We start from the raw sequence: 10,883 nt of genomic DNA, 5'->3' as shown, positions 1-10,883 counted from the left end.
GATACAGGCAACTCTATCTTGAGAATGAGTGACGTAATTACATAATATTGTTATTAGAGTTGGGTGGTTGTCTGTCGTAAGGGAAGCTGGAGTATTACGGAGAACAGATTTACGTACTTGTCCACTTGCAGGTAGAAGTATTTTAGGTCATTTCATTTGATGTTTACATTTATACATTCGTGAATCGGCTGTCGAGAGCAACTCATCAAGAGATATGGGGTTCATTGGATCGTATCGTGCTACTCCAAGACTTATCGATATCTTTAACTTTGGATTCCCTTCGTTTCTTCGTCGAATATTGTCATTGAGCCGGGTGGTTATTGTCTGCTCATTGTGTTCACTGTGTTCATCTTTAAGTACAACAGCGAATTCATCGCCGCCAATCCGGCTGATGATATCTGATTGACGGAAGGTTTCTTTCAGTAGCTTAGCTGTTTCAATGAGGAGTTCATCTCCGGCCTGGTGACCACGGTTATCGTTAACCCATTTCATGTTGTTAAGATCGGCGTAGAGCAGGTAAAGTGAGCACTGCTGTCTCTGAGCCATGTCCAGGTATTTCTTTGTCAATGTCAGCAATCCACGACGGTTATACAGCCCTGTTAGTTCATCGGTGATTGCCATATTTTTCAGATGTTCCTCAAGGCGTTTCCTCTCTGTGATATCCATAGAATATTTGATAACCTGTGCGACATTACCCTGATCATCAAGTATTGGGGAGACGTGAACTTCTACATCTTTTTGAATACCGTTGTCATCAATATGGATGTGTTCAACTATGACTGGATTTGCATGGAGTTTTACCTGGTCCATAGGGCAGGCAGGATCTATATCCTTGCAAGGAGCAGAATTTTTGTGATTGATTTGGTAACATGTTTTTCCTACCCAGGAATTTTCAGGTGCTGCTTTCGTGTTGGCAATAATAACTTCGTAATTATCAGCGTCAATGACATAGAAAGGATGTGGAAGGGAATTGATTACTGTATGTAGAAACTCGTTCTGACTATGAATTTTGTTTGTTGCCTTGAGCCTTTCCTGAATTTCATGTTCAAGCAATGTGTTCTTCTGCTTGAGATCTTTTCGAAGATGGTTGATGGTAAGATGAGCATTAATGCGCGCCCAGACCTCTTCAAACTGTACAGGCTTAGTGAGGTAGTCAACTCCGCCGGAATTAAAGCCTTTCAGGAGATCAACCATATCTGTGAGAGCAGTCATGAATATTACAGGGATGTCTGCAGTATCAGGATCAGCCTTTAATTTCTGGCAGGTCTCGTAACCATTGATGCCGGGCATCATGACATCAAGAAGAATGAGATCAGGAATTACATACTTAGCCCGTGCTATGCCATTCGTACCGTTTTCAGCAACAACCACCTCAATTTCTTTATTTTCAAGATATTCGACCAGAAGAGAAAGGTTCGCAGGTTGGTCATCAATAATGAGGATGATATCTTCAGCATGTGGTGATGTCTGTATCATTTTGAATTATCACCTAAATAGTATTTTACCAGATCGATCAACTTCTGTTCCTGATAGGTACTGGCAAGTTCAGTTAGCCTATTAGCAAATGGCAGGTATTCCGGGTTTTCTTTACCGAGATCTTCAGCCCAGTCACGAATCTTTTTCATATTTCCGTACTTTGCCAATGTGTAAATTTCATTGAGCCTGGTTGTGTCAGGCAACACGAGTATTGATGTGGTTTTGTTGCTCTCTTCTATATCATCTTTATAATCCCATGTAATTTCAAGGGATGATCCTATTATTTCAAGAAGGTCTGTCAGGTTAAGCGGTTTGCCAAGAAACCCATTGCATCCTGCTTCTGTGCATCGTGCTTTTTCCGTAGTATCCAATCGTGCGGTGAGTGCAATAATGGGGATATTCTGTCCTCCCGGAAGTTTTCGTATTTTACGTGTAGTCTGATACCCATCCATTTCCGGCATTACCATGTCCATAAGAATGAGATCAGGTTTGGCGCTGGCAAAAAGTTGTGTTGCCCTTAATCCGTTATCGGCTTCGAGTAATTGAAAACCGAGGGGGGCCAGGAATTCCCGTAAAATTGAGCGGTTCGAACTGTGGTCATCAACAATAAGGAGTGTGCGATTTTCTCCCCGATAGCCGAGAATAGTTTTGTTCCGGTCAAAACGTTCTGGCGTAACTGATGCAGATGTGCACGGCAGATCAAACCAGAAGGTGGACCCTGTGCCGACGGTGCTGGTAAGATGAATCCGGCTACCCATGTGTTCAATGAGGCGTTGACTTATGGCAAGTCCGAGTCCTGTCCCCTGCGTCTTGTCGTGGAGATCTCCGACCTGCTCAAATGCTGTGAATATTTTATCATGAAATTCTGGGCTTATGCCTTTTCCTGTGTCTGAGACTTCAAAACGAAGCTGATATTCATTTGGTATAATCGGGCTCTGATTATTGACATATACGCTGAATCGAATGTGACCCTGCTGGGTAAATTTAACAGCATTACTGAGCAGGTTAAAAAGGACCTGTCTGAGCCGTTGGCCATCAACTACGATTCCTGCAGGTAAATTTTGATCAAAATCGCATTCAAAGGTCAGGCCCTTTTCTTTCACATTAATTCGAATCATGTTTGCAATGTTTGAGAGAAAATCATGAACATGAATAGTAGAGGGCACAAGTTCAAGGCGTCTGGCTTCGATTTTAGAAATATCGAGGATGTCCGATATCAGTGTGAGCAAGTGGTCTCCGCTCTTGTGTATAATATCAATACCTTCAGCCTGTTCGTCGGTGAGGTTGCCATCCATCTGCAGTAGTTGGGCAAAGCCGAGGATGGCATTGAGCGGGGTGCGCAGTTCGTGACTCATGCTGGAAAGAAATGTGCTTTTGGCCTGATTAGCTATCTCGGCCTGGTTTTTGGCCTCTCGGAGGGCTACTGTCTGGATTTCGAGTTCTTTTGTTCTTGCCGCTAATTCGTAGGTTCGGGCTTTTACTCTATCCTCAAGTTTTGCCTGCTCTTTTTTTAGCATGCTTTCGCGATAGTTGATCTTCTCCTGCATAATATTGAATACATCTGCCAGATCAGCAATCTCATCATTGCCTTCAATCGGGACGGGTTTGTTGAGTTTTCCCTCGGCGAGTTGTGCGGCCGCATGGTTTAACCTGCCTATTCGAATCGATAGTGAGCGGGAAAGAATGAATGCGAACAGAATGCTCGCGACAACTCCTGAAATGGTGAGCCAGAGAAAGGTCTGGCGCATGGAATCCAGAGTTGCGTATGCGTTTCTAAATTGTGCATTGCCTTGTTCTTTTACTGTGTCAGAAACCTGCTTGAGGTGTTGAGAAAGAATTTGAAAACGGGGGCTTGATGAAAATGTGGAAATTCTGATAATTTCTTTTTTATTCATTGTTGCGGCGGCTTGAATTATACGTGCAATGTCTAAGTAATACTGCCGCCAGCTGTTCATGATTATTAACGACTTCTCTTTGTCGTCTAAAAGCACATTATTGGTAAAATACTCAAGGTCTTTCTCAAAACGCTCGGTGCTATCATAGAGTTGGTCGATTAATCCTGTAACAGCATAAAAATCGTCGAGTTGAATGAGTTCGGATTCCATAATGCGAAGCTGGTTCGCTTGAAAGAGCAATTTATTGGTTGTTGAAAGAATATCAATTTGTGAGGTGGCTGTGGTGCGGAGGACTTCTGCGGTGGCCTGGATGGTGCGGTTAGCATGAAGTAGGATAAAACCTCCGATTACCCCGATCGCTCCAAATCCGAATATAAGTTTGTAGAGAATTCTGAATGTGATTTTTCTGTTTGATGACATATGATATTGCTGAATTTTCACTCAGTAGAGTTACTTCCTGTTCAGAAACTGCGCCTTTGTATTAGCCTGGCGTTATGTGAGACATAATTTCGGGATCAAATCCCATCATTTCTTCCTGGCAGGAGAATTCCTCGAAATATCATTGTGTGAGGCTGGTGGATACAGCTGAAGGAAATTTTTGTTTAAATGATTTCCAGATGACGATCTGTTTTGCTCTGCCATATTTCTCAGTTATGAGTTCCCATGCACGTGCTGTTTCTTCCATTGCCTGCGAAGGTGTAAGTTCCTTTTTTCCAGCTCGCCATATGTTTACGTTCAGAGCCTGAATATATTCATTATCTCCAGGTAGACCGGTTCCTGCCGGAATCGTTGTTAAAGATTGCGCTAAGACTGCATCAAGTGCCTGCTTGGTATAGGTATTATGTAGATCTGCACTCGTCAGGTGATTGTATCGAAATGGGTCAGCCATACCGGCTGAAACGCGTACTGATCGAGATGAAATTTCAGGATCTGAGAGCCACATAGCATAGAGAAATGCCAGTTCCGGATGTTTGCTGCTCGTGGAGATAACGATATTGTTACCGTATATAAACGAGGATTTTTGTACCAGAACATCCCCAACGATATTGCCCGGCATGGGAGAAATCATGACTTTCCCCCGTAGCTTTGAATGTCGGGAATTAAGCATCTTGGCTGCGGACATAGTCAGGATAAAAGCAAAACCATTACCATTTTTAAAAAAAGGAAGCGTGTAGCTGTAATTATTACCTTCCACCAATGCATCCGGAGGGGAGTAGGGAATAGTGGCAATGTACTGTTCTGTCGCCCGTATCCCTTCAGGAGAGTTAATCAACGGACGCATGTCATCGTCAAAGAGATACTGGGTGGGATTGGCCTGACTTGCATATCGAATCATCCAGAACATCCAACCGGTATGCAGATCCCGTTCTTCGCATGATCCATAAAAATTGTTATCTGGATCATGGAAAAAACTAATGAGATCTAAATACTCATCCCATGTTTTTGGAGGTTCTAACTCGCGATCGAATTGCTTTTTAAAAGCTTCTTTATTGGCAGGCTCATCAAGCATATCTTTTCGCAGGTATAGGACAGCAATGTCTCCGTCTGCGGGGATGGCAACAACTTTCCCATCAAACTCAGTTTGTGCTTTGGGGTGTAGATATCCATTAATTGGATTGTCATCCAATACCATTCCATATTTTTTCACATATGGGGTGAGGTCCTGGATAAGGCCTTTAGTGAACAGGTCTGGATACTCTCGCTGTCTGGCTATGGTAAAATCAAAATCACTCTTGCTGCTCAACAAGTCAAGAACAGGCATTTGCGGCATGACATTGGCATCAATAAGGATACCGGTTTTTTCTTCCCATTCATTTTTTAGATCGAAGTTTACTCCCCAGTAATTTCTTATGTTGCCCTGTTTCACAAGAATTTTGAGGGTGGAACCTGATGCGAGTTTCCCATCTGAGATCAGTTTTAAAACGCCTTTGATTGCACGTTCCGCCTGTTCTCCTGCCTGGATATCCGCGGGAATAGTCAGAAAAAATACATAGAACAAAAGAAGCAACGTTCTGAAAATATGGTGAAAACATTGTGTAAGCATAGTTGATAACCCACTAGTAGTATTGCATCGTTATCTAATAGTATATGGAGCGGAGCCTGGTAAAGTCAAATGAGCATGGGTTCACTGGTGTTTTTAATGAACCTTGATGTGTTGTAATGACAATTATTTTAACCTATTGGCGGCTTATGCATTTATTTTGAGTATTAGTGTGTAGAGCTGTTTCTATAAGCGGCCTCACGGCGCTCGAAATCCTCAATTGTTTTATGATATCGATCGCTTCTTTTACATTCGGCAAGGATAAGCAAAGCCACCAGGCTGTGGATGATGATAATAGCGAATGTATAAAAGAGTGCTGGATGGTAAGCACGCCATGCCATATGAGCGAAGAGAGAAGTTACTGTAATCGCCCGTAGCGGCATCACCCAGTTTTTGCAGATTACTGCCCGGTGCTGGTCGCTATAACGTTTAAAGATCTGTTTACAGCAGTGAACGACACCCATTATATGTACCTGCAGTTGGTTATGTTTAATATTCCCCGGAGTAGATATTCATTATAATCATGTATTCGACACGTGAAGGATTTTCAGGATTCCGGTGATAGCCACCTCCAATATGCTATTCTAGGAGGCTGTCCGAGAATAGCTTTTTCTCAAACTCTTCGGAAATTCAAAAAAAATGCTCGCAATATCAAATGTGTGGCCGTGCTTATTTTTTGAAAATCTCTCGATTTTGACCAAAATCCCTATTCTTGGAAGCCATAGCATAATGCTCACTATTCAATATAGTTGTATGAAAAACTGACCTGCCACTGACTTTACCTATGAAATGAGCAATTGTTTCACAATTACAAACTGTTATCGCGATGTAGATTTGGTTATGGATTTCTGCATGCCAAGCTAACTGGTTATCCAGAGCGAGAATTGAACTTATTACATTAAATCAGGGTATAACAGCTGTTTAGTCGTTAAGGATTAAGCACGTCTTATTGTGGGTATATGTTGCCAGTGTACTTGAAATATCCTATAGATAGAAACAAATGCTGGATATGAACGTCTGAATCTTAAACATTAACATAAAATTGAAAGGAGTGAGGTTTGAAATATTTTTACCGCTTACTGGCAATGCTGCTGCTGTCCTCTTTGGTTGGTTGTGGACATTCTATAAATATTACTCCCCCGATGAATACTCTTGATAAAGAGGTCGAGGAAAAAATAGATAAAAATGTTGGTTATTACATTTCTAATGAGGATCTAAATAAAGAAGTAACTACGCCCGGTGGTGGGGGGGACAAGGTGAAATATTTTCCCTACAAAGAGACTGAACCAGCGTTTAACAAAATTTTGTCTAATATTTTTATAAAGGTGGTGAAGTTGCAGGCGGCTGATGACGTTCAGGAGATTGCTGCAAACGATATTTCATATATTTTCACACCGGTGTTTAGTACTGATTCTTCCTCAGAGAGTATGTTTACTTGGCCACCGACTAAATTTAGTATGAAGATAGCTTGTAAAGCAATCGACAAAAGTGGAGAAGTCATATGGGAAAAAACAGTTGAAAGTGAGGGCTCTGCTGAGTTTGATCAATTTAAACATGATTTTTCTCTTGCAGCCAGAAAAGCAACTCAAAAGGCCTTCAACAAGCTCCAAGATGAAATATTAACTTCTGGTAAATTCTAATTTAAGTATGTCTTTTTGACTGAAAATCAATATTTCAAAATCCAAAGCAAGAAGACCATCTAATTTTCTTGCTCTGGATTTATCTGAGGGGAAAATGAAACAAGAAAGTATGTTCAGTGTTTTGATGTTACTCCTTTTTGCTGTGCTTTTTAATGGTTGCTCTGCAAATACATATGATGCCCAGGTCCTTTCATATGTTGAACCTGAAGCTCCTGCTGAGGATGAAACTTCGATCTTTGTATTTCGCGAAAATAGTGCTTTAGGTTCAGCACGTAAATTTGCAATTATTGCAAATGACACGGTTGTAGATGTTGTAACTCCAGGAACTTTCTGTAATTTCAATGTGAAAAGCGGAGAGAATGAGATAGTGGCATATGTATCTGGACCATTAATGCATTATCGGGTTCAGGATCGACCTGGTGAGACAGTATATCTGTACTGTAAAGTGGGTTACACCACAGGCCTTTTTATAGAGGAAATTGATCATGAAACAGCCCATACAATGATGCAGAGCTTCAAATATATGGATATTTCCAAAACTGGTAAAAAGCTGAACGTTGATTACAGAGATTTTTATGATAATCTCTACAAATAGACGATCTGTTAAATATATCGTATGGGGCTATTATGGGATTTATTTCGACGTTGTCATCAAGGACGTGGGTAATGGTTGTGGTTCTTGCCTGTCTATTAGCTGTTACGGTGGTCCGGCTAGCATGTCGCAAGTGTGAGGGATTACCGAGATAGTTTTTTTCAAAAAATAAGATAATTGTTAATACGTCTTAAACGGGTGAAGCACAAGCAAGTAATTCACTTGTTTGAGCTTAAGTGCATAGTCTTTCGTCTATTATCTCGTTTTGATTTACACAGTCGGAATGAGGAAGCATTTATGAGACACAGAATATTCTTCCTGGTTGCTTTTTTTCTGCTGTTCGGATCTACCACGATTTACGGGCAGGTCCCGACCCGTTATGGCGGTGGTCTGACTGGGGGGAATTCGTACGATCCTTCATCGGAAATTACCTGGGTTCAAGGGACTGCCTTTGCTTTGTTCGATTATGAGACTGTCTGGCATCATCGAGCTCCTGATCCTTTACGCTTTAAGGTTGAAGCCCATGCGGGTGTCACAGTCCAACCTGAAACGCGAATAATCACTTCAGCCAACATACTGGCACTCTATTATCTCGATGGTTTGGTTACCGGTTCCTGGAGGATATATATGGAGGCCGGAATTGGTATTATTTATACAGACTTTATGGTTGAAGGGCAGGGATTACGAATCAATTTCAATCCCCAGGCAGGGATGGGGGTTGAGTATAGCACCAGCAACGACATTACCTGGTTTGCAGGGTTGAGAGCCCATCATATTTCAAATGGTGGTCTTGATGATGATAACAGAGGGATAAACTCTGTGACATTTATTTTGGGAAGGTATTGGTAAACAGAGAACAGATTGTGGCACGTCCAAATAGAACGTGCCACAATCGATGACCTATAGTTTTTTTCAAGCTGTTCAACAAAATACCAGATTAATACTTCTTTTTTTATTCGAGTTTAGAGCGACTTTCACGGGCGTATCGTTGGAGTTTTACGCTAGTTGCATTGTTTTCAACTGTCTTCAGGTCTTTGGCATACTTTTGGTTTCCGGATGATGCCAAACCTTTGCATAGCCAGGCGAGTGAATCAATGTATTTCGAATCTGTAGAACTGTTGTATTGAGCCAGGAGAACGTCACGCACTTTATCAAATACCACTTCATCTGACATGCCTGAGGTCATGAGCATCCGTATTCCTGAGCGCATCATCTCTGGATTTTTTGATGAGATCAAATGAATGTATTTACTTGCTTCAGCAGAGAGTCCGGCAATCTGAGGTTGAGAAAGAATTCCTCGCCGGTGTTTATAATATCCATATCTGTTCAGAGCGCTGGTACAATGCTTTTTCAACTTTGGGCTTTGACTTGAATTTGCAACAGTTTGCAGAGTCTTCAGATAACGATCATCAGCAGAGGAGGCGAGAGCTTTGCATGTCCAGGCCATCTCATCAATATGTTTAGAGTGCGTGGAAGGTGATTGTTGGTTTTTCAACAGACGGTCTTCGAGAACTTGAAAAATCTGGCTATCCTCAACCGTTGTCCGTTCAATAATCTTCAGGTTATCCAATCGTACTCTGTAGTTCTGAGAGTTCACTCCGGCTAAAAGCTGTTCATCCGATTCGGCATAAACCTTACTCGCAATACTTAGTCCTATTATCACTATCAGGCAGCACGATATCAGAACTTGTGGACGTTGCATGACTCCTCCATTAACGGTGATAGGTAAAAGTAGAGATTAAACGCATGCACTACGTATCCGTTACTCTTTCATTCGTTTGTTAGTGAATGCAAATCGTAAAAACATGGATATGCTTGATAAAAAACGAAGCCAGCTATCAGGCGATTTCCAAATCATTGTAGCATACCCCCAGATGATTCGCGGTCTCTGGAAATGCTTTTTATAGAATTCTATAAAAAGTCTCTCCATTGTTTCAAGTTCAATTCCACCGGGGATAAATTGAAACTTCATGCAATCCATCTCTTCCCAGTTTTCATGAAAGGTACCGAGTAATTCTCCCTCTTTTTTTATAGTCGAATAGATCGGGGAGCCCGGGAACGGAGTGAACTTCGCCAGATTAAAGTCATCAAGTGGCAGAGAATAGACATATTCTCTGCTTTTAAGAATACTCTGTTCGGTTTCTCCGGGCAGACCCATCATCAGCAATCCCTTAACCCGAATACCGGCATTTTTAATCAGGTCAATTTTTTCACGCATCATGTGTAGATCAGGATTCTGACGATGTTGGGCCAGTAAGTCTTCGTCACCGGTTTCAATGCCCAGACTGATCATCCAGCATCCTGCCTGCCGCATCAGGCGCAGCAATTCTTCATCGAGATGCTCTGCCCTGGCCGCGCAGTTGAAGGTCATGTGTAACGTGCTTTTTATCATTTTGTTGCAGAAATCAATGACCCTCTGGCGTTGAAAGGTGAACTGGTCGTCATAAAAATTAATATGCCGAATACCAAAGGTCTCATAGAGGTAACTCACATGTCTGAACATGTAGTCCGCAGAGTTGTAGCGGAACGTCCTGCGAAACACTGATCTGTCGCAGTAGCTGCATGCATATGGACAGCCTCTGCTCGATATGCAACTGGCGTTTGGCACGGTTGGGTAATTGAATATGGGCAGCTTATATACGGTGGGGTATCCGGCGAGCTTGGTATAATCAGGAAACGGTAGAGAATCTAGATCAAGCATTTTTGCACGTGTTCCTGTGAAAATTGCTGAACCGGTGTCGTCACGCAGGACTATGGAACGAACATCCTGGCGTTGTTCTTCTATGGTGCAGATCAACTCGCGTAGTGTTTCTTCGCCCTCGCCGATCACACAAAAGTCAATGCAGGGATAGTCTGTAATGACCTGTTCTTTTAACGCGGAGACATGTACTCCACCAAAAATGACTTTAATCGCAGGATCGATTTTTTTGGCGAGTTTCGCCAGCCGTACTCCGTCGAAAAAACTTGATGTGGTGCAGGAAAATCCAATAAATGCTGGGCGGTTGGTGGTGAGATACTCTGCAATCAGATTATCAGATTCCGGATGCGCGTAACAATCAATGATATCATTGTCGATAGTATGAGAAGTGAGGTAGGCGGAGATCGAGGCGAGGCCGAGCGGAGGCATGATATTCGCTAGACGGGAAATATCATTTTTGGCATTTCTGGCGCTATACCCCAACGGGTGAACAAGAAGAATGGTTTTGCCTGTTGGGTTTGCTGAATTGAGGACAGTCATA

9 protein-coding genes are annotated in these 10,883 nt (G+C 42.2%); 3 read left to right on the top strand and 6 right to left on the bottom strand.

Annotated features, from left to right (window positions below):
• Positions 1 to 147: 147 nt before the first annotated feature.
• From FCL46_RS23050 to FCL46_RS23035, 4 genes are all read right to left on the bottom strand, one after another.
• On the bottom strand, positions 148 to 1,476 hold the full coding sequence (locus FCL46_RS23050; protein WP_136809487.1) for a diguanylate cyclase: 1,329 nt from the start codon (positions 1,474 to 1,476) through the stop codon (positions 148 to 150).
• A complete protein-coding gene (locus tag FCL46_RS23045) occupies positions 1,473 to 3,791 on the bottom strand; it encodes an ATP-binding protein (RefSeq protein WP_136809485.1) in 2,319 nt (772 codons plus the stop codon). Before FCL46_RS23045 ends, FCL46_RS23050 begins: the two co-directional genes overlap by 4 nt.
• A 139-nt stretch (positions 3,792 to 3,930) precedes the next feature.
• Positions 3,931 to 5,415 carry an extracellular solute-binding protein gene (locus FCL46_RS23040; protein ID WP_136809484.1) on the bottom strand — a complete coding sequence of 495 codons (1,485 nt, stop codon included), beginning with the start codon at positions 5,413 to 5,415 and terminating at the stop codon, positions 3,931 to 3,933.
• A gap of 164 nt (positions 5,416 to 5,579) precedes the next feature.
• Positions 5,580 to 5,876, bottom strand: a complete 297-nt coding sequence (locus FCL46_RS23035) for a hypothetical protein (protein ID WP_136809482.1) — start codon at positions 5,874 to 5,876, stop codon at positions 5,580 to 5,582.
• Positions 5,877 to 6,470: 594 nt separating this feature from the next.
• Here FCL46_RS23035 and FCL46_RS23030 point away from each other — a divergent pair.
• The 3 genes from FCL46_RS23030 (at position 6,471) to FCL46_RS23020 (ending at position 8,493) form a co-directional block, all read left to right on the top strand.
• On the top strand, positions 6,471 to 7,052 hold the full coding sequence (locus tag FCL46_RS23030) for a hypothetical protein (RefSeq protein WP_136809481.1): 582 nt from the start codon (positions 6,471 to 6,473) through the stop codon (positions 7,050 to 7,052).
• Between the two features lie 94 nt (positions 7,053 to 7,146).
• Complete coding sequence (locus tag FCL46_RS23025; RefSeq protein ID WP_136809479.1) at positions 7,147 to 7,647, top strand: hypothetical protein; 501 nt, start codon at positions 7,147 to 7,149, stop codon at positions 7,645 to 7,647.
• A 294-nt stretch (positions 7,648 to 7,941) separates the two neighbouring features.
• Positions 7,942 to 8,493 (top strand): acyloxyacyl hydrolase, encoded by a 552-nt coding sequence (locus tag FCL46_RS23020; protein ID WP_136809477.1) that lies wholly within the window; start codon positions 7,942 to 7,944, stop codon positions 8,491 to 8,493.
• 103 nt (positions 8,494 to 8,596) lie between these two features.
• Here the strand turns inward: FCL46_RS23020 and FCL46_RS23015 are convergent, their stop codons facing one another.
• Positions 8,597 to 9,346 carry a hypothetical protein gene (locus FCL46_RS23015; RefSeq protein WP_136809476.1) on the bottom strand — a complete coding sequence of 250 codons (750 nt, stop codon included), beginning with the start codon at positions 9,344 to 9,346 and terminating at the stop codon, positions 8,597 to 8,599.
• A 60-nt stretch (positions 9,347 to 9,406) separates the two neighbouring features.
• Positions 9,407 to 10,882, bottom strand: a complete 1,476-nt coding sequence (locus FCL46_RS23010; protein WP_136809474.1) for a B12-binding domain-containing radical SAM protein — start codon at positions 10,880 to 10,882, stop codon at positions 9,407 to 9,409.
• Position 10,883 lies beyond the last annotated feature (1 nt).

This window comes from Desulfosediminicola flagellatus, from assembly GCF_005116655.2.
Classification (GTDB): Bacteria; Desulfobacterota; Desulfobulbia; order Desulfobulbales; family Desulfocapsaceae; genus Desulfopila; species Desulfopila flagellata.
Note: the sequence above shows the minus strand (reverse complement) of the source record. Positions and strands in the feature narration are given on the sequence as shown.